Source organism: Nonomuraea sp. NPDC050556, assembly GCF_044457355.1.
Taxonomy (GTDB): domain Bacteria; phylum Actinomycetota; class Actinomycetes; order Streptosporangiales; family Streptosporangiaceae; genus Nonomuraea.
Window position 1 is genome coordinate 1,608,625 of record NZ_JBITGU010000002.1, and the last position, 17,810, is coordinate 1,626,434.

General features: G+C 69.8%; 17 protein-coding genes. 7 read left to right on the forward strand and 10 right to left on the reverse strand.

Annotated elements, in window-relative coordinates:
* Positions 1 to 31: 31 nt before the first annotated feature.
* From ACIBG8_RS25685 to ACIBG8_RS25695, 3 genes are all read left to right on the forward strand, one after another.
* On the forward strand, positions 32 to 895 hold the full coding sequence (locus tag ACIBG8_RS25685; protein ID WP_397345463.1) for a DUF6923 family protein: 864 nt from the start codon (positions 32 to 34) through the stop codon (positions 893 to 895).
* Between the two features lie 104 nt (positions 896 to 999).
* The gene (locus tag ACIBG8_RS25690) at positions 1,000 to 1,416 is read left to right on the forward strand and encodes a MarR family winged helix-turn-helix transcriptional regulator (RefSeq protein WP_397345465.1); all 417 of its coding nucleotides are present in this window, start codon (positions 1,000 to 1,002) and stop codon (positions 1,414 to 1,416) included.
* Positions 1,413 to 2,234 carry a DNA-3-methyladenine glycosylase family protein gene (locus tag ACIBG8_RS25695; protein ID WP_397345466.1) on the forward strand — a complete coding sequence of 274 codons (822 nt, stop codon included), beginning with the start codon at positions 1,413 to 1,415 and terminating at the stop codon, positions 2,232 to 2,234. The genes ACIBG8_RS25690 and ACIBG8_RS25695 overlap by 4 nt, the downstream gene beginning before the upstream one ends.
* Positions 2,235 to 2,622: 388 nt before the next feature.
* Here ACIBG8_RS25695 and ACIBG8_RS25700 read toward each other — a convergent pair whose 3' ends face one another.
* Entirely contained in the window at positions 2,623 to 3,552 is a 930-nt protein-coding gene (locus ACIBG8_RS25700) for a YgfZ/GcvT domain-containing protein (RefSeq protein ID WP_397345467.1), read from the reverse strand.
* 41 nt (positions 3,553 to 3,593) lie between these two features.
* Positions 3,594 to 4,007, reverse strand: coding sequence for a Fur family transcriptional regulator (locus ACIBG8_RS25705; RefSeq protein WP_397345468.1), 414 nt, complete (start codon positions 4,005 to 4,007; stop codon positions 3,594 to 3,596).
* A gap of 380 nt (positions 4,008 to 4,387) precedes the next feature.
* Between ACIBG8_RS25705 and ACIBG8_RS25710 the strand changes: the two genes are divergently transcribed.
* Positions 4,388 to 6,280: a potassium transporter TrkA gene (locus ACIBG8_RS25710; RefSeq protein ID WP_397345469.1), complete on the forward strand. Its 1,893-nt coding sequence runs from the start codon at positions 4,388 to 4,390 to the stop codon at positions 6,278 to 6,280.
* Here the strand turns inward: ACIBG8_RS25710 and ACIBG8_RS25715 are convergent, their stop codons facing one another.
* The gene (locus tag ACIBG8_RS25715; protein WP_397345470.1) at positions 6,281 to 6,577 is read right to left on the reverse strand and encodes a DUF2470 domain-containing protein; all 297 of its coding nucleotides are present in this window, start codon (positions 6,575 to 6,577) and stop codon (positions 6,281 to 6,283) included.
* A gap of 6 nt (positions 6,578 to 6,583) precedes the next feature.
* The gene (locus tag ACIBG8_RS25720; RefSeq protein ID WP_397345471.1) at positions 6,584 to 7,072 is read right to left on the reverse strand and encodes an FABP family protein; all 489 of its coding nucleotides are present in this window, start codon (positions 7,070 to 7,072) and stop codon (positions 6,584 to 6,586) included.
* Between the two features lie 146 nt (positions 7,073 to 7,218).
* On the opposite strand from ACIBG8_RS25720, the gene ACIBG8_RS25725 reads away from it, so the two are divergent.
* The gene (locus ACIBG8_RS25725) at positions 7,219 to 7,581 is read left to right on the forward strand and encodes a DsrE family protein (RefSeq protein ID WP_397345472.1); all 363 of its coding nucleotides are present in this window, start codon (positions 7,219 to 7,221) and stop codon (positions 7,579 to 7,581) included.
* Positions 7,582 to 7,915: 334 nt separating this feature from the next.
* Here ACIBG8_RS25725 and ACIBG8_RS25730 read toward each other — a convergent pair whose 3' ends face one another.
* The 6 genes from ACIBG8_RS25730 to ACIBG8_RS25755 all read right to left on the reverse strand — a co-directional run bounded on the left by ACIBG8_RS25730 (position 7,916) and on the right by ACIBG8_RS25755 (position 16,213).
* Positions 7,916 to 8,419, reverse strand: a complete 504-nt coding sequence (locus ACIBG8_RS25730) for a hypothetical protein (RefSeq protein ID WP_397345473.1) — start codon at positions 8,417 to 8,419, stop codon at positions 7,916 to 7,918.
* Between the two features lie 135 nt (positions 8,420 to 8,554).
* Positions 8,555 to 9,271 (reverse strand): type 1 glutamine amidotransferase, encoded by a 717-nt coding sequence (locus ACIBG8_RS25735; RefSeq protein WP_397345474.1) that lies wholly within the window; start codon positions 9,269 to 9,271, stop codon positions 8,555 to 8,557.
* A complete protein-coding gene (locus ACIBG8_RS25740; protein ID WP_397345475.1) occupies positions 9,261 to 10,490 on the reverse strand; it encodes a MurT ligase domain-containing protein in 1,230 nt (409 codons plus the stop codon). The genes ACIBG8_RS25735 and ACIBG8_RS25740 overlap by 11 nt, the downstream gene beginning before the upstream one ends.
* A 162-nt stretch (positions 10,491 to 10,652) precedes the next feature.
* Positions 10,653 to 11,294: a thermonuclease family protein gene (locus tag ACIBG8_RS25745; protein WP_397345476.1), complete on the reverse strand. Its 642-nt coding sequence runs from the start codon at positions 11,292 to 11,294 to the stop codon at positions 10,653 to 10,655.
* 10 nt (positions 11,295 to 11,304) lie between these two features.
* Positions 11,305 to 14,217: an ATP-binding protein gene (locus ACIBG8_RS25750; protein ID WP_397345477.1), complete on the reverse strand. Its 2,913-nt coding sequence runs from the start codon at positions 14,215 to 14,217 to the stop codon at positions 11,305 to 11,307.
* Positions 14,218 to 14,296: 79 nt separating this feature from the next.
* On the reverse strand, positions 14,297 to 16,213 hold the full coding sequence (locus tag ACIBG8_RS25755; protein WP_397345478.1) for a hypothetical protein: 1,917 nt from the start codon (positions 16,211 to 16,213) through the stop codon (positions 14,297 to 14,299).
* Positions 16,214 to 16,358: 145 nt separating this feature from the next.
* On the opposite strand from ACIBG8_RS25755, the gene ACIBG8_RS25760 reads away from it, so the two are divergent.
* Entirely contained in the window at positions 16,359 to 17,078 is a 720-nt protein-coding gene (locus ACIBG8_RS25760) for a hypothetical protein (protein WP_397345479.1), read from the forward strand.
* On the forward strand, positions 17,075 to 17,719 hold the full coding sequence (locus ACIBG8_RS25765; RefSeq protein ID WP_397345480.1) for a hypothetical protein: 645 nt from the start codon (positions 17,075 to 17,077) through the stop codon (positions 17,717 to 17,719). Before ACIBG8_RS25760 ends, ACIBG8_RS25765 begins: the two co-directional genes overlap by 4 nt.
* Positions 17,720 to 17,810: the final 91 nt, after the last annotated feature.

A 17,810-nucleotide genomic window follows, 5' to 3' on the forward strand; every position in this document is an offset into this window, starting at 1 on the left:
CACGGACAGAACATACTCACGGGGAGTAACCGTGTTCTCATCTTCAAGAACCATCGCATTCCTGGCCTGCCTCGCCACGGCGGGGTCCGTCGGGGTGGCCTACGCCGGGGAGCAGGCGCCCGGTACGTGCGCGTACGCGGGATATCTCGGCCACAACTCGCCGACGAAGCTGCTCGGCTACGCGGCCGACGGAACGCTGACGACGATCGGGCAGAGCGACAAGACCTACAACGCCATGGGCCACAACCGGCTCGACGGCAAGATCTACGCCATGAGCAGCACCGGCGACGCGGTCTACAAGATCGACCCGGCGACCGGGGCGGTGGCCGAGACCGTGAAGGTCAAGCCGGGGGCGGGCGGCACGCTGCCGGTCGCGCCGTACTACCAGGGGGACATCTCGCCCGACGGGAAGCACTGGTACGTCCGGGCCTACAACGCGTTCCAGGTCATCAACGTCGATCCCGGGTCGCCGGAGTACCTGACGTACGAGAAGGCGCTCACCGCGCCCGTTCCCGATATTTACGACATCTCCTTCCATCCGGTGGACGGCAAGATCTACATCGCGTCCGGGAGCAAGGTCGTCAGGCTCGACCCGGCCAACGGGGCCGTCAGCCCGGTCGGCAACCTTCCGTGGAGCGGCACCTGGGGCGGGCAGTTCTTCGACCCTGCGGGCAACCTTTACCTGTCGGGCAACGCGGGCTGGCTGGCCAAGGCGGACCTCACGCGGGTGGAGGGCGGGCTGGCCCAGCTCGGCGCGGTCGTGAAGATCGGCCAGGGCGCGGCGACGGCCAACAACGACGGCGCGCCCTGCATCCCGGCGCCGGTGGTCGTCCCACCGAACCCTTACCAGCCGCCGAACCCGTACGTACCCGACCCGTACGCCACACCGAACTAGCCCATCTCTGGGGGTTTTGGGCGCCCACGAGGTGGCGGCCACCGGGCCTGTTGGGCGCTGTGGCGGTGGACAATTAGTCTGCGCGCAGATAATCTGTGCGTACTATGTCGCTCACACCTGATGACAGCCCGGGCTTCCTGCTGTGGCGCACGACGTTGCGCTGGCAGCGGGAGATGGCCGCCGTGCTGACCCCGCTCGACCTGACCCACGTGCAGTTCGTCCTGCTGGCGACCACCTGGTGGCTCAACCGGCAGGGCGAACACCCCAACCAGCTCAGCATCGCCACCCAGGCCGACACCGACGTCAAGATGACCTCCCAGGTCCTGCGCAAACTGGAGGACAAGGGCCTCCTGGAACGCGTCGTCGACCAGGCCGACACCAGGGCCAAGCGGGTCAGGCTCACTCCGCGCGGCGAGGAGCTCGCGGTGCGCGCGCTGGCGGTGGTCGAGCGGGCCGACGCCGACTTCTTCCACAACGTCCCCGACGCCCTGACCGTCCTGCGCTCCTTGGCGGCGAGATGATCATCGACCTTCCTGCGGCAGCGCCGTTCGACTTCGGCCACTCGCTGCGCTTCCTGGGCGTCTTCCGGCCCACGTCCGGCGACCAGACGATCGCCGACCTGACGCTCACCAAGGCGTTCCGGGTCGCGGGCCAGACCGTCGCCGTCCGGCTCACACCTCACGACGGCGGGCTGCGCGCCGAGGTGCTCTCCGGGGCCGCACCGGCCGGCGAGCTGGCCGACCGGATCTCCTTCTACCTCAGCCTGGGGGACGACCTCACCGAGTTCTACGCCATCGGCCGGCAGGACCCGGCCTTCACGCAGGTGATCGACAGGTTGTACGGATATCACCAGGTCAAGTTCCCTACGCCGCTGGAGAACCTGGTCTGGGCGATCCTGTCCCAGCGCACACCGCTGTCGGTGGCGGCGCGGGCGAAGCGGGCGTTGTTCGTCGACGATGTCTTCCCGGACCTCGACCAGTTGCTGGCCGTACCGGAGGAACGGCTGAGCGAGCTGGTGGGCAACGTGCGCAAGGGCGAGCGGCTTTACCGGGCGCTGCGCGGGTGGGCGGAGACCGACGAGACGTTCCTGCGCGAGGGGCCGTACGACGAGGTCAAGGCGTTTCTGCTCGGGCTGCCCGGGGTGGGGGCTTGGTCGGCCAACTTCGTCCTGATCCGGGGGCTGGGTCGTATGGACGAGTCCCCGGTCGAGCGCGAGCTCCTCAAGGCGGCTGCGCGGGCGTACGGGAGGGCTGTCTCGGAGGAGGACATCCGCGAGCTGGCCAAGCCTTACGGACCCTGGCAGGGCTACTGGGCCCACTACCTGCGAGCGGGCGCCTAGGCACAGGGGCTTCCTGACGCCGTTCCGGGGGCGCCCAGTCCCCAGGTCTCACCTCCGCGCCTCCCCTCGCGAGGGGAGGCGCGGGATGTCACCATGCTGGCGCTCTTGCCGGATGCGTCAGCGCAGGGCCAAGGGGCCTGCCCGCGCGAGGTTGGTCCACAGGGCGGCCAGAGCTCTCCGCGGCACGCCCGCCCAGGGCTGGGACTCTCGGCACGAGGCCAGGGCCTTTCGGACGGCGCCGGGGCCATCGGCGCGGGGCAGGGCGATGGGCGACGCGCCCCGCAGAAGCGGGGCTCTTGAGGCCATGCCCTCGCAGGAGCGGGGTTCTTGAGGCCGCGCCCTCGCGGGAGCGGGGCTCTTGAGGGCGTGTCTGCGGGGCAGGGCGCTTTTAGCGGATGCGGCGGCGGAGGGCGGGGTCGATCTCGACGTTGCGGCCCGCGTCCGGGGGGACGATGACCTCCTGGTTGGCTGCGACGCCACCGGCCAGGAGGGTCGCGTCGACCGGGACCGTGCGCTTGACGATCGCCAGCGCGATCGGGCCCAGCTCGTGGTGGCGGGCGGCTGACCCGACCACGCCCACCTCCTGCCCGTCGAGCGTCACCGGCGCGCCGTGCGGTGGCAGGGTGTCGACGCTGCCGTCGAGGTGCAGGAACACCAGCCGCCGCGGCGGGTGGCCGAGGTTGTGCACCCTCGCCACCGTCTCCTGCCCCCGGTAGCACCCCTTGCCGAGCGCCACGGCCGTGCCGATCCACCCCACCTCGTGCGGGATCGTCTTGCGGTCGGTCTCGAAGCCGGCGCGCGGCCGGTGGTCCTCGATGCGCAGCGCCTCGTAGGCCCAGAGCCCGGCCAGCGGCTTGCCCTGGTGGTCGCCGCGCGGCACCAGGAAGTCTTCCGTCGCGCTCGACAGCACCACGAGGTCCTCGACCAGCGAGACCTCGACCCGCAGCATGAAGCGCATCCGGTCGAGGTAGTCGATCAGCGCGGCAGACGAGCCCGGCTCCACGTGTGCCATGACCGCCTCGCCGTCGTCGACGAGCGTCAGGTGGTGCTCCACCCGGCCCTGCGCGTCGAGGATCAGCGCCTGCGTCCACACGCCTGGCTGCAGCGTGTCGAGCTTCTGCGAGGTGAGGTCGTTCAGCCATTTCAGCCGGTCCACGCCGGAGATCCGGACGACCTCCCTGTTGCTGCGGTCGACGACCGCTTCGCCCTTGAGGAGGGCGCGCTGCTCGGCGAACAGGTCGCCGTAGTGGCCCGCGACGTCGGAGTCAGGACCGTCGGCCGCGACAGCGCCGGGGAGATCGAGCAGAGGGCTACGCATGCCTCCAGGCTATCCGCACCGGGCGCGCGACCCGGCCCCGGCTATCGGCATTTCGCGCAGAGCCCGAAGATGGTCAGGTGGTGGACGTCGGCGGCGAAGCCGAGCTCGTCGTCCAGCCCCTTGACCAGGCCGTCGGCCAGCGCCGGCCGTACCTCTGAGACCTCTCCGCACCCGCGGCAGACCAGGTGCACGTGGTCGGCGTGCGCCGCCAGGTGGTAGGTGGGGGCGCCGTGGCTGAGGTGGGTGTGGTTGACCATGCCGAGCTCTTCGAGGAGCTCCAACGTGCGGTAGACGGTCGAGATGTTGACGCCGCGCGCCGTCTCGCGGACCTTGGCGCAGATCTCCTCCGGGGTGGCGTGCTCAAGATCCTTGACCGCCTCCAGGACGAGCTGCCGCTGGGGGGTGACGCGGTACCCCTTGGCCCGCAACTCCTCGTGCCACGCCTGCTCCGTCATGCCATGAGAATAATCGCTTGCCGCTCTTGCAACGCCTCACATAGGTTCGAGGTACGCCGAAAGGAGGTGATCCGACTAATGGTTTCTCATAGTTGGACTAGCGAGGTGGCCGTCCGCTAAATGGCGGACTCCGGGCCAAGCTTGGACGTCTCAGCCTTTGGCGAATACGAGACTGCCACCGGGTCCTCGGGCAGCTGGAGGGCGGGAACTCATACCCGTCTGTGGTCCATCCAGCCCGTCTGCCAGACAGACGGAGTACGCCCGAGGATCTCTTTTGTCCCGATATATCACTCTCTGTAGTCATCACGTAGCTTTGCGTGCATGAATAGGCATCACCCAGGGCAGGTATGCACCATTGCCGGTTTCTATCGGGGGGTGTCATGCGGCAGGTCACGCTACGCCAGCGATTGCGCTACTGGTTCGACAACACCATGGCTCGAGGCACGCCTGCCCTGATCGGCTGGCTCGCCGCGATCTCCCTGGTCGTGGTGGTGGTGATCAGCGCGCTCATCGTCATCGCCACTCCGAACACGGAGAAGCAGACGTCGCTCAACGAGACCGTCAAAGAGATCTGGCGCAACACCGTCGACACCTTCAACCTGGGCTCCGGCACCGAGACCAGGCCGATGCTGATCGTGCTGACCATCCTGCTCGCCGCCGTCGGCATCTTCTTCGCCAGCACGCTCATCGGTCTGCTCACCTCGGGCGTCACCAGCAAGATCATGGACCTGCGCAAGGGCAGGTCGCTCGTGCTCGAAGAGGGGCACTCGGTGGTCCTCGGCTGGTCGGACGAGGTCTACACGGTCATCTCCGAGCTGTTCGAGGCCAATGAGAGCCGCGGCGACAAGACCGCCATCGCGATCCTGGCCCCCAGGGACCGCGCCGACATGGAGGACGAGATCCGCGACAAGCTCGGCCGCAACCGCAGGACCCGCGTCATCTGCAGGACGGGCGACCCGCAGGATCCCACGGACGTCAACATCGTCAACCCGCAGACCGCGCGGTCGATCATCGTGCTCAGCCCGCCAGGACCCAACCCCGACCAGCAGGTCATCAAGACGCTGCTCGCGGTGACCAACGCACCGGACCGGCGGCAGGGGCCGTACCACATCGTGACGTCGGTGCAGGACACCAAGAACTACGCCGCCGCGGTGCTTGCAGGGGACGGCGAGGCCGAGGTCGTCAACGCCGACGACATCGCGTCCAGGGTGATCGTGCAGACGTGCCGCCAGTCGGGGCTGTCGGTGGTGCTGACCGACCTGCTCGACTTCGGCGGTGACGAGATCTACATGACGAAGGCGCCGCAGCTGACGGGGATGACGTTCGGCGAGGCGCTGCGGATGTTCGGCAAGACGGCGCTGATCGGGATCCAGCGCTCCGACGGCACCGTCGAGCTCAAGCCGCCGATGATGTCCCAGTTCGGCCCGTCCGACCAGGCGATCGTCATCGCCGAGGACGACGACAAGATCGACTTTCTCGAGGCGGCCGTGCCGTACGACGAGGACGCCATCGCGCCGCTGACGGTCACCCAGCCGGTGGCCGAGTCGGCGCTCGTGCTGAGCTGGAACCGGCGGGCGCCGTCGATCCTGCGCGAGTTCGACTCCTACGTCGCGCCGGGCTCCACGGTGGACGTGGTGGCGCACGGCGCCGAGCACGGCGAGATCGTCGCGGCGATCTCCGCCGAGGCGCGCAACATCGAGCTCCGCTTCACCCAGGGCGACAGCACGGACAGGAGCGTTCTCGACGGGCTCAAGCCGTCGCTGTACGACCACATCATCGTGCTGTCGGCCGACGACATGTCGGGGCAGGAAGCCGACGCGCGCACCCTGGTGACGCTGCTGCACCTGCGCGACATGCAGTCGCAGCGCGGCGAGCGCTACCCCATCGTCAGCGAGATGGTCGACGACAGGAACCGCAGGCTCGCCCAGGTCACCAAGGCCGACGACTTCATCGTCAGCAACAAGCTGATCAGCCTGCTGAAGACGCAGCTCTCGGAGAACAGGCACCTGCAGGACGTGTTCACCGACCTGTTCGACCCCGACGGCGCGGAGATCTACCTCAAGCCCGCCATGGACTACGTGGCGCTGGGCCGCGAGATCAACTTCGCCACGGTGGTCGAGGCGGGCGAGCGGCGCGAGGAGGTGGCGATCGGCTACCGCATCGCCGCCCAGTCGACGCAGGCGCCGAACTACGGCGTGGTGCTCAACCCGGCCAAGGACACCACGATCACCTTCACCGCCACCGACAAGATCATCATGCTCGCCGAAGAATGATCAGTGCTCGCCCCTGGCGGTGACGCCGAGCTTGTCGCACGCCTCGCGGTAGAGGCGCACGACGGCCAGCCGTACCTGGGCGCGCTCGGTCAGCGTCTCCCCCCACGGCACCCTCACGGTGTCGCCGCCGTCGACGGCGAACTCGATGGCCTCGCCGTCCACGTCGCTGGTGGTCGCCGACGTCGCCTCCGGGCGGCCGCCGAGGCCTCTGACGATCAGCAGGGCGTCGTCGGTGTGGTCGTCGTTCATGTGCCGCTTGATGGCTTCGATCACGTCGGGCGTGAAGGGTGTCGTCATAGCCTCTTAGGCTACTTTCTTTAGCTCTGCCGACATATGGGACGTGAGCGGCTGGCCTTCCGCGGCCATGTCGTAGGCCCACATGAGGTTGCCGTTCACGAGGCCGTAGAGGCGGTGGCCCGCCGTGTACTCCTTCGCGCTCGCCGTGCGCGCGACCACGTCGGTCTGCAACTCGATCTTGTGGAAGACGACCTCGCCGACGTAGATCTCCACGATGCCGGTCGGGTGGGCGAGCAGCAGCTCGATCTGGCGCTCGGGCTGGATGCGCCAGAAGCCGGTCTCGGTGGCGAGCGGCCTGACCCGGTTGCCGTCGGCGTCGAGCAGCCAGGCACGGCTGGTGTAGGTGAGGAACGGCTTGCCGTTGTGCCCGAACTCGATCTCCTGGCCGAAGTTGAAGCTCTCGATCGTCGGGTAGCCCCCGACTCCGGCCCCCTCCCACCTGCCCAGCAGGAAGGCGATCGGCTCCAGGTCAGGGTGAACCTCAGGTGTTTCCATACCCCCCAACCCTAATACGCGCGCTGTTGTCGAGGTTGTACGGCTGCGCCAAGGAATCGCCACCCGCCGACCGTGGCCGGGCCCTGTCCTTCATGGCACTCCAGGCCCGAGTGGCTGGGCGCCGTCACTGGTCTAGGGTGGCGTCTATGGCACGATCACTGGTGATCAAGGTGACCGCAGGGGCCGACGCCCCGGAGCGCTGCAACCAGGCGTTCACGGTCGCAGCCGCCGCGCTCGCGAGCGGTGTTCCCGTATCTCTCTGGCTGACCGGTGAGGCGTCGTGGTTCGCGCTGCCCGGGCGGGCCAAGGAGTTCAGCCTTCCGCACGCGGCGGCGCTCAGCGACCTGCTGGACGCGGTGCTGGCCGGTGGCCGGGTGACCGTGTGCACCCAGTGCGCCGCCCGCCGGGACATCACGGTCGACGACCTCATCGCGGGCGTCCGCATCGCCGGCGCGCCCGCCTTCGTCGAGGAGGCCGTCACCGAGGGCGCCCAGGCCCTCGTCTACTGACCCCTCGGGAGCGCCCAGAACCCCCAGGAGGACCCCTCCCTCTCTTCATGAGGGGAGATGTCTCCGTCGTGGAGGGAGATCCCCCATGAAGGGAGAGATCCCCTCACGGAGAGGGGGCCCTCACAGAGAGGGGGTCCTCTCGCGGAGAGGGGTGTCGCGCTGGGTGGGGTGTCGCGCTGGGTGGGGTCGTCGGGGGAGAAACCGGTGGGGTCCCCTCGTGGAGAAGGGTGGCTCCCCGTGAGGGGAGGGCGTGTGGGAGGTCGTGGGGCACGCGAATGGCCACCCGCGACGGCGAGTGGCCATTCGACGGCGTGCCGTACCCCCTAAAGGGCCTTTAGTACTCGCCGTTGGACCCCGTGCCGGGCTCCGGGCCGGGCGTGGGCGCGTCGTTGGGAGCGCAGTCGTACTTCGGCGTCACCAGGAAGGTGCGCTTGCCGAAGTCGATGTTGTCCTCGTCGACGACGACCGGACCCTTGGGACCCAGCCACACGTAGCCGGGGCCGCTAGCACCCTTGACCGTCACCAGCGGGTACTTGTCGATCTTGACGATCAGCGGGTGGACGTAGGCGTTGAGGTCCGTCGGGGTGACCGGCGTGGCGCCGTAGTCGCCGTCGCCGGTGGGCGTGCTCTGCCCGAGGAAGCCGCCGGACAGGCCGCCCAGCAGCTGGGCCTTGGCCTTCCACTTGGTGGCGCAGAAGTCGTCGATGACGCCGATTCCCGTCGGGAACAGGCACTTGGCGGCCTGCGCGTCCTGCTCGGCGGTTGTGGCGTTGGCGGCCGCCGGGGCCAGCAGAGCTGTCCCGACGAGGGCCGACGAAATGAGGAGACGACGAAGCATCTCATATCTCCGTTCCAGGCCCGCGCACTCACGCGCAGGGCCCAAGGACTAAACAGCGATCTCACAGTGCGCACGAGCGCACACGGAGAGTTATTGCTGGTTTTGCCCCTGTTTAGTCCCTGCGGATGTCAAAGCTCAGGCGGGGGCGACCGCCTTGAGGCGTTCCTGGCGGAGAAGGTTGGACCACGTGTCGTCGATCGGCGGCAGCGTCTCGCCCACAGCCCAGCCGAGCAGGAGGTCGGCCAGCGCCGGGTTGCGCGCCAGCGCGGGCCCGTGCAGGTAGGTGCCGATCACGTGCCCGGCGAAGCAGCCCTCGAAACCGTTGCCGTTCCCCGTCCCCACGACCGTGCGGGACAGCGGCTTGACGCCGGGGCCCAGCGCGGTGACGCCCATGTGGTTCTCGAACCCGGTCAGCGTCGGCAGGTTGAGCGAGGCGTCGACCTCGGCCACCAGCTCGCCCACGGCCCTGGCCGGGCCGCGCGAGCTGGAGATGTCGAGCAGGCCGATGCCGTCGACCGGCTGGCCCTCCTCGCCGCCGAACGTGCTGCCCATGATCTGGTAGCCCGCGCACACCGCGAGCATGGCGGCGCCGCGCGCGATGGCGCGGTGCAGCCCGCCGTCCCTGCGCAGGCGCTGGGCGGCGAGGATCTGCGGGCGGTCCTCACCGCCGCCGATGAGGTAGATGTCGCCGGTTTCCGGCACGGGGTCGGCTGAGCGCACGTGAACGACCTCCGCCTCGATGCCGCGCCGCTTGGCGCGCTGTTCGAGGACGAGCGCGTTGCCCTGGTCGCCGTAGGTGCTCAGCAGGTCAGGGTAGATCCACACGATGCGCAGGGCGCTGTCAGACGGCACGACCGAACTCCGATCGGATCTGCTGGAAAGCGGTGTAGTTGGCGATCACGTCGACCCGGCCTGGCGGCTGGGCGGCCAGCGCGCCGGTGAAGGAGTCGGCCAGCTGGAACGGCACCTCGGCGACGTCGAGCCGCAGCGCCAGGTCGAGCCTGCGCTCGCCGGTCACGAAGACGGGACGGCCGCGCAGGATGCGGTAGTCGACGTCCCACAACCACGAGGTGTCGCGGCCGTCGGGACCCTGGGCATTGACCGACAGGATGATCGGCAGCGCCGGGTCGGAGACGTCGAACGCCTCCAGCCAGCCCGCCGGGTTCTTGGCCAGCAGCAGCCGCGCGTCGCGGCCCTCGCGGGAGACGGTGGTGTAGCGCCCGGCGACGGAGGTGACCTCGCGCAGCCTGGGCAGCGCCCGTTCCACCGACAGGCCGAACGCCTCGCCGACCGCCAGCGCCATCGCCGCGTTGGAGCGGTTGGCCAGGCCGGGCAGCTGGATGTCGAGCACCCAGCGCTGGCCGCGCGGGTCGATCACCGCGTCGTCGTCGAGCACCCACTGCGGCTCGGGCCGGTGGAAGGTGCACTCGCGGCAGGCCCAGTCGTTGTTCTTGCGATCCAGCGGGCCGCCGCACTCGGGGCAGCACCAGGAGTCTTCCTTCCACCGCTGCCCGCCGGAGACCCAGGTGACCTTGGCGGCCGTGGAGGCGCCCCAGGTGACCAGCGGGTCGTCGCAGTTGGCGATGACATGGGTGGGCTTGCCGGACAGGGCGCGGCGCCACTTCTGGGCCAGCAGCCAGATCTCGGCCGCGCGGTCCATCTGGTCGCGGCTGAGGTTCATCAGGCAGACGACCCCGGCGCCGGTGGTGTCGAGGACCTCGGGGAGATATTTCTCGTCCACTTCCAGCACGCCGTACGGCGCCGCCTTGTTCGACGACAGCGCCGACACGTGGCCGGCGGGCATGTTGGCGCCGAAGGCGTTGGTGGCGACCTCGCCGAGCTCCAGCAGGGCGTTGGTGATGAGGCGGGTCGTGGTGGTCTTGCCGTTGGTGGCGCTGACCAGAGCCAGCCTGCGATCCTGCGCGAGCTGGCGCAGCAGGTCGGGTTCGAGCAGCAGCCCGACGCGTCCGCCGATCACGGACCCGTCACCGCGCCCGGTGACCCTCGACAGGGTGGCGGCAGTGCGCCCCAGGGCACTCGCGAGCTGAGCACGCAGCGGAAGCTGGGTCATAGCAAGGGATCCTAGCCGCGGTTTCAAGTGACACCCCGCAAGCAAGACCTTTCAGGGGTACGGCAAGCCGAGGGATCGCCACCCGCCGCCGCGGGTTTCCGTCCGTGCGTCACGGCACTCGGCCGGACGTGGTCTCCCGCCGCTACGTCGCCCGTGAAGCGGCTAGTCGGCTGGGTTGCCCGTGTGGACCGGGGGTTGGGGGTCCTTGCACGCGCCCCAGAGGCCCTTCTTCTGCGCCTTGGCCTGGTCGGCCAACGCCTTGAACTCCTTGTCGTAGGCCACGTTGGGCCAGATGCGCAGGTAGAAGCCGTTGCCCTCGCGGAGCTGCTCGGCGTTGACCAGCTGTCCCGCCGCATTCCAGACGTAGCGAAGCTGCCGCTTGTAGTCATCAAATTTCCGGAAATCGAAGGCGATCGTCACCGTCGAGCCCCGCGGCACCATCTTCAGCAGCGCGGCCGTCGACTCCTTGGCCCAGCACTGCGGCGTCGGGTGCATCTCCGGCGCGTCCAGCCCGATCAGCCTGATGCGCTGCTCGTGCCCCGCGTACGCCCCCTCGACCGGCTGGATCACGATGGTGTCCCCGTCGCTGACCCACACCACCTTCGCCTTCTCCTTCCCCGCCTCCGGCACCCGCCCGGCGTCGGGCGTGGCGGGTGCGGGGACCTCACCCCCCGCCTGCGAGGGTGCAGGGGACGGCGAGGCCGCGATCGGAACCTCGACGGATTCCGAGCGCAGCAGGTAGAACGTCGTCCCGGCCACGGTGATCACCGCGATGAACGCCAGCAACGTCACGATCGATCGCACACCGTAAGCATTACCCGGGCTCGGCAAAGGTGATCTCTGGCGCTCCCCCATTGTCGAAGGGCAGCACGAACCTTCTGGGCCAGGAAAGCACCCCTTCCAGCCAACCCGCCCCCATGCTCTGCCCCACGTGCCTGATCCGCGCGCCCGGCTCCATGCCCACCGCCACGGTCGTCACGTCCCGCTGCACGGACTCGTTCTCGTCGTCGCCGAGGATGACCCGCCACGCCAGCGCCCTGTTGTGCGAGACCTCCATCGACAGCGGGTGGTGGCGCAGCGCCTTGGCCCGATGGCCGAGCAGCTCGGTGCGGGCCAGGTCGGTGGAGGTCGCGGCGCCGAACAGCGCGTAGTCCATGGGCGGCGCCGGGCTGCGCAGGTCGGGCGCCGGGTAACCGTACGGGAAGAGCCTGTCGACCTCGTGCAGCCACCGCACCTGCGGGATCACCCACGAGGCCCCTGGACGCTCGCCGCCGCTGTCGACGGACCCCAGCAGCCGCCCTGCCGTCTCCGCCGCCTTCTCGGTGAGCAGCGCCGGGTCGAACCAGCTGCGCAACGACCACGCGCGCCGCGCCACGGCCCGCTCGATCAGCGTGGCCAGCAGGCACTCGCGCCGGCGGGCGGGCAGGTCGCCCCAGATCCCGGCCAGCACGCGCGGCACCCCGGGCAGCGGCCGGTTGCTGACGAACGCCAGCACGACCGTGTCGCACCACACGCGCAACCACGCCCACTCGGGCGCGTCGGCGAGCACGTCGGCCTCGCGCAACTCCAGGAGCGTGCAGGCCTGCCCGGTACGGCACTGCCCCCCGCAGGCCGCCGAGCGCCTCCCCCTGATGGGCGGCGGCGGCCCAGGCATGACGCGCTCGCGGTTCTCACCGAGCGGCACCTGGATGCGCAGCGGCCGGTCCATCCCGTCGGTGAAGACCGCGGCCGCCCCCGGCTGCAGCGACACGACCTGGCGTGACTGCTCGTCGCTGAGGTTCATCGCCGCGCCGACCAGCGACCGGTCGTCGAGCGCCGGGAGCCGGTGCACGACCTTCAGAGCCGTGTTCTTCACGACGTCGGAGACGAGCTTGGTGGGAATCTGTTCGGCCACCACCAGGCCCTCGCCGTACGCGCGGATCTCGGCCAGCATCCCGGCCAGCAGCTCGACCGCGTGCGTCGAGGCGCGGCCGGCGCCGCGGTCGCGGAGCAGCCGGTGCGCCTCCTCGATCACGATCACGTGCCGCAGGTCGCGGATCTTCTCCTGGCGCGCCCGCATCCGCAGGTGCTCGACGATCCTGATGATCAGCGTGCCCATGAGGAACGCCTTGTCCTCGTCGTTGGTCACGTCCTCGATCGCCAGCACCACGTTGCGCTGCAGCAGCCCGCCGATGTCGGCAGGGTGCCCGCCCTCGAAGAAGCGGCCCGCCGAGCCGACGCGCAGCGAGCGCAGCCGCAGCGAGATGAACCCCTCAACGTCCGCCTGCACCTCGCGGCCGTAGCCGATCTCCTTGATCACGTCCATGGCGTGCTGCTGGAGCTGTTCCAGCGTCGGGATCGACGGCGGCACCTTCGAGCCGGGCATGGCCCCGCCGGTCACGACGTCCCAGCCGGTCGCCTCGTAGACGCGTTGCAGCGCCAGCGACATGATCTGCGGGAACGGCTCCTCGGCGTCGAAGGCGGCCATGAACAGCGCCCTGACCATGTCGATGTGCGCCTGCACCGGATAGCCGGGCTCCGGTTCGAGCGGGTTGATGCTGAACGGCACGGAGTCGGGCGCCGACGGGTTGATCACCGTGACTTTGCCGCCGACCCGCCCGGCCATGGCGGCGTACTCCGACTTGGCCGGTTCGATCGCCAGCCACGGGATGCCTGCGCCGCTGAGCTGTTCCAGCAGGTGCCGCACGGTCTGCGACTTGCCGGAGCCGGTCGCGCCGGTGACGAAGGCGTGCCTGTTCAGCGTGGCGAGCGGCACCTTGAACGTGCCCACCCCGCGGTCCTGCCCGTCGAGGATCGAGCCCAGTTCGAGCTCGCCGGCGTGCGTCTCCGACGTCACGTCGAAGTGCCCGGCGTCGAGCACCCGCACCCCGGGCACCTCGCGCCTGGGAAGCCCGGCGAGCGCGGCCAGCGCCCCCGCCGTGGCCGCGAACGGCACGGCGGCGCCGTCCGCCGGGTCCTGGGCGGAGATCGCCAGCGCCTCGGGCAGCGAGTGGACGGCGGACAGCGCGCTGCGCAGGCGGTAGGGGTGGTGGCTCAGGTCGACCGAGCCCACCAGGACGGGGGCGAGCTGGCGCAGCTCGTCGGCCGTGGCCGCGCCCGCCAGCACCCGCACGTTCCACAGGCCAGCCTCGCGGAAGGCGTCGAGCTCCTGCATGCGCCGCTCGGCCCGCTCCGCGTCGAAGCGCGAGCGCTCCGAGGCGTCGCCGTACTGCCTGAGCACGTTGAGCTGGGTACGCAGATGGGCGACCTCCGCGTCGAGCAGGTCGGTCGGCTCCGCCACGACCAGCCAGGCGAACGGCCGCGACATCAGCGTCACCAGCGTCGACTCGAAGAGCGTGGACTCGTCCTGCCGGTCGCGCCCGCCCAGCGGCGGCGCCTGACGCCCGGGGCAGGGCGTCCAGACCAGGTCGGCGAGGTCGGCCAGGCACTCCTCCCCCAGCTCCGCCCCGCGCGCCCCTCCAGGGAACAGCAGCGGCTGCGACCCCTGCAGGGTGTCCTGCTGCTCCGGCGACCTGCGCGGCTGGCGCGCCGCGGTCAGCGGCCCGGCGTTGGTGATGAGCTCCAGCGGCGCCCCTGAACCTCGCGACAGCCAGCCGATGACGAACGGCCTGCCCCGCTGCGCCGCGGACAGCACGGCGGGCAGCACGGTCACGAAGTCCCACTCGGCCGACGAGCTACGCGAAGGCGCCGCTATCGACTGGATGCGATACCACGGTCCACTCAGCATCTGATCCCCCCACGGACGGCTCTTAGTAAAGTCCGCCGACGATCAAGACACCACCCCGGAGTTGACCATCTCATGGACGCTACTTGCGCCAGTCGAGACGCGGGGGCGGCGGGCCGAGGTTCGGCGGCGGGGAGTCGTCCTCTTCGATGGCGAGTACGGCTTCGCGCATCTCCTCCAGCTCGCCCAGCGTGGTCTTCGGGAAGGTGAGGATCGCCGGGTTGGCGTCGGCCAGCCGTACCCGCCGACCCTCGGCCGTCGCGTCGGTGACGATCACCGAGGTGGTGGGGAGCTGCTGGAGCTGGTGCGGCTCGACGAGGAACTCGCGGGAGCGGTGCAGCACCCGCTCCTTCTCGCCGATCTTGTTGGCCGTCCTGCCCCACTCGGTCGACTCGGTGATGTCCTCGGCGAGGCCGGTACGGCTCTCCTCGCGCTCCTCGATGCCCTCCTCGGCCTGGGAGATGGTCGAGGTGTAGTTGCCGTTGAGCGCGGCGACTGAGGCGCCGATGGTCTCGGTGAGCTGGGCCAGCTCCAGCCGGTGCTCGGTGCCGACGTGCTCGCTGGCCACCCTGGCGTCCTCGGCGTTGCCCAGGCGCATGAACGCGACCGCCGCGTGCCCTCGTCCGAGGCGCTCGCGGACCGTGGGGGTCAGGGAGCGATAAGTCAGGACGAGGCCGGTCCTGGACGTCTCGCAGGCGTCCATCAGGCGGTCGAGCACGTCGCCGCGCAGCTTGTCCGCGCCCGCGACGATGATCGTGTGGTACCAGGGCCGGTCGGAGGCGGGCGACTGGCGCAGGATGTGGGTGAGCGCGGTCGCGATGTAGGTGCCGAGCACCCGGTTGCCGAAGACGCCCGCCTGCCGGTCCATGCTGACCACGCGCAGGCGCGCGGGCGGCAGCCGTACCGCCTCGGTCCCCAGAGCTTCGAGCTTGCGCAGCTGCGACTCCAGCGCCCACGCGCGCTCGATCACCACCCGGTCGCTGACGCCGCGGCCGAACAGCGTGCCGATGCGCTCCAGCTGCGTCGCGGTGATCAGCCCGAACCTCAGGTCGTCGCGCGGGTCGCCCACCTGGGCCAGCGCGCGGAGCGCCGCCGTCACCTGGCGGATCGTCGCGTTCTCGCCGAGCACCTCCAGGACCCGCTCCAGGATCGCGTTGTCGAAGCTGAGGTCGCGCGTGCTGCGGTGTTCCTCGCTGACGCTCACCACGTGTGCCAGGACGTCGGCGAACGCCTCAGGCTTCAACGTGGCGCCCAGGTCGAGCTTGGGCAGGTCGACGGGGAGCACCCAGACCAGCGGGTCGTCGCCGCCCCTGCGGGCCAGCTCGATCAGGTCCTTGGCGATCGCGCCCTCGGACAGGTCGAGCACGGTCAGGTGCCCGCCGCTGTAGAGCCGGGTCGCGCCGAGCAACGTGATCAGCGCGGACCAGCCCGGCAGCGTGCCGCCCGCGACGTCGATGCGGTCGAGCTCGTCGGGTACGGCTACCGCGTACCAGCTGAGCTGGCGGTCGTGGCGGTCCTTGGTCTCCTGCCACTGCCGGTAGCGCTCGGCGTGGTCCTCCTGCGCGCGGAACAGCTCCTTGTCGCGCTCCTGGCGCTGCCTGTCGTCGCGCAGCTGGGCCTCGTGCACCCGGTACTTCACCGCGCGGTCGCCCTGGAGGATCGCGTAGCTGCAGATGCCCGCCACACCGCCGGCCGCGACCAGGCCGATGAGGGCGAAGGACCAGTCGAGGTATCCGGCGATGGCCGCGACCAGGATGACGGCGGTGAGGATGGCCATGAAGGTGCGGAAGATCTTCACCGGCCGGTTGAGCAGGTCTTCCTGCATGCGCTCGCGCCGCACCAGCTCGGGGTCCGGCTCCTTCGGCGGCGCCGGCTCCTCCTCGACGGGTGAGGGCCGTTTGGGCGGCGGGCCAGGGTCGGGGTGCAGCAGGACATACTGCCAGCCCAGGTAGATGCGGTCCGCCTGGAGCTGCGCATGCTCGGGACGCACGTCCGCCACGTGACCCTCCGTGCCGCCCTATGCCGTTTAGGGCCCCAGCGTATGAGCTTCATCCCCTGCAGGGGCAGGGTTCACGGCAAATCCATCGCGGAGATCGGACCATTGAGTCAGATGGGACAACCGTGACCTATTACCATCCTTACCCATGACGGAACCCTCCGGTGGCAACAGCAGGCCCAAACGCCCCGTGGTGGTGCCCGCCTTGGCCCTCGTAGCGGCCACAGGTCTCGGCATCACCGCGTTGCTGGGCGGTTTGGACCAGGCGCCGGAGCAGGGACCCGAGCAGCTGGCCGTGGGCAAACTGCTCGACCAGGGCCAGTTCGACACCAAGGTCGTCGAGTCGAAGGTCACGCTGGTCAAGGCGGAGAACAAGTTCTCCAAGGACAAGAGGTTCCTCGACATCGTCTTCAACGTGACCAACAAGAGCGACTCGACCGCCATCGTCGGCGCGCCGCCGACCAAGACGAGCACTCTCGGGTACGGCTTCGCCGGCACGCTGCGCAAGATCGACCCGCAGATCGAGTCGCAGTTCGGGCCCACCGTGTTCGTCCAGTCCAAGGGCTCGGCCACGAGCAGCCAGCTGCAGCCTGGCATCCCGTCGACCGTGGTGCTGCGCTACGAGCTCGAGGGCGCGGTCAAGGTGCCGGACAAGGTGACGCTCGACCTCGGCGGCATGGTCGAAGGGGCCAGCCCGCTGACCGAGCTCACCGGGTGGAGCCTGGACACCGACCTCAAGGTCGAACCCAACCCGCTCAGCTGGGAAGGGCTCACCGCGCCGCTCGTCGGCGAGGGACGGCCGCAGATGAAGCACCCGCCGAAGGTCATCGCGACGATCTCGCTGCCGGTGAAGCAGGAGGACGCATGACAGCCACCCAGACGCGTACGGAAACCCCGCGCAGGCGCCAGGCCGCCCGGCGCAGGGGCGGTTCCAAGCTGCTCAACGCCGTGCTCGGGCTCGCCTTCGCCGGAGGCGCGGTCGGCATCCAGACGCTGGCGCTGACCGCGGACGACAAGGGGAGCCCGCTCACGTACGTCGGGGACAAGGGGCAGGAGGTCTCCGCCGGGCGGTTCTCCGTACGGGTGAAGACCATCGAGTCGGCCAAGGCGATCAGGGCGAAGGACGAGCTGGTGGAGACGGACCAGCTGTTCCTGGTGCTGGGCGTGGAGGCGTCGGCGCCGAGCGAGCCGCTGCACCTCAAGCCGCCGACGCTGCTGACGCCTGACGGGACGCGGTACACGGCGACGGACCGGGTGGACAAGTCGGTCACGCTGGCCAATCCGTGGATCCAGCCTGGGTGGTGGTCCACCGGGAGCTTCGTGTTCGAGGTGCCTGCTTCCGCGCTGGTTGGCGCGCGGGCGGTTTTCCTGGAGGAGAAGGGGTTGGGCGGGGCGTTGTACGGCGATCCCGTGCTGCCTGAGGCCGAGGTCGACCTTGGCATCGACGAGGGGGTGGCGGGGCAGCTGGCCTCGGCGCCCAAGGACGTCTATCCGCTGGGTGAGAAGTAGTGACTAACGAAGAACGCGACTGGTTCTCCCCGCGCACCACCCCCGAGGACCCGCCTCAGGGTTCTGGTGGCGCGACCCCACCAGAAGGCTT

What these genes read in the sequence shown, in the direction of transcription:
- ACIBG8_RS25690 (WP_397345465.1), top strand. Translation starts at nt 1,000, where the DNA reads ATGTCGCTCACACCTGATGACAGCCCGGGCTTCCTGCTGTGGCGCACG.
- ACIBG8_RS25695 (WP_397345466.1), top strand. Translation starts at nt 1,413, where the DNA reads ATGATCATCGACCTTCCTGCGGCAGCGCCGTTCGACTTCGGCCACTCG.
- ACIBG8_RS25700 (WP_397345467.1), bottom strand. Translation starts at nt 3,552, where the DNA reads ATGCGTAGCCCTCTGCTCGATCTCCCCGGCGCTGTCGCGGCCGACGGT.
- ACIBG8_RS25705 (WP_397345468.1), bottom strand. Translation starts at nt 4,007, where the DNA reads ATGACGGAGCAGGCGTGGCACGAGGAGTTGCGGGCCAAGGGGTACCGC.
- ACIBG8_RS25710 (WP_397345469.1), top strand. Translation starts at nt 4,388, where the DNA reads ATGCGGCAGGTCACGCTACGCCAGCGATTGCGCTACTGGTTCGACAAC.
- ACIBG8_RS25715 (WP_397345470.1), bottom strand. Translation starts at nt 6,577, where the DNA reads ATGACGACACCCTTCACGCCCGACGTGATCGAAGCCATCAAGCGGCAC.
- ACIBG8_RS25720 (WP_397345471.1), bottom strand. Translation starts at nt 7,072, where the DNA reads ATGGAAACACCTGAGGTTCACCCTGACCTGGAGCCGATCGCCTTCCTG.
- ACIBG8_RS25725 (WP_397345472.1), top strand. Translation starts at nt 7,219, where the DNA reads ATGGCACGATCACTGGTGATCAAGGTGACCGCAGGGGCCGACGCCCCG.
- ACIBG8_RS25730 (WP_397345473.1), bottom strand. Translation starts at nt 8,419, where the DNA reads ATGCTTCGTCGTCTCCTCATTTCGTCGGCCCTCGTCGGGACAGCTCTG.
- ACIBG8_RS25740 (WP_397345475.1), bottom strand. Translation starts at nt 10,490, where the DNA reads ATGACCCAGCTTCCGCTGCGTGCTCAGCTCGCGAGTGCCCTGGGGCGC.
- ACIBG8_RS25750 (WP_397345477.1), bottom strand. Translation starts at nt 14,217, where the DNA reads ATGCTGAGTGGACCGTGGTATCGCATCCAGTCGATAGCGGCGCCTTCG.
- ACIBG8_RS25760 (WP_397345479.1), top strand. Translation starts at nt 16,359, where the DNA reads ATGACGGAACCCTCCGGTGGCAACAGCAGGCCCAAACGCCCCGTGGTG.
- ACIBG8_RS25765 (WP_397345480.1), top strand. Translation starts at nt 17,075, where the DNA reads ATGACAGCCACCCAGACGCGTACGGAAACCCCGCGCAGGCGCCAGGCC.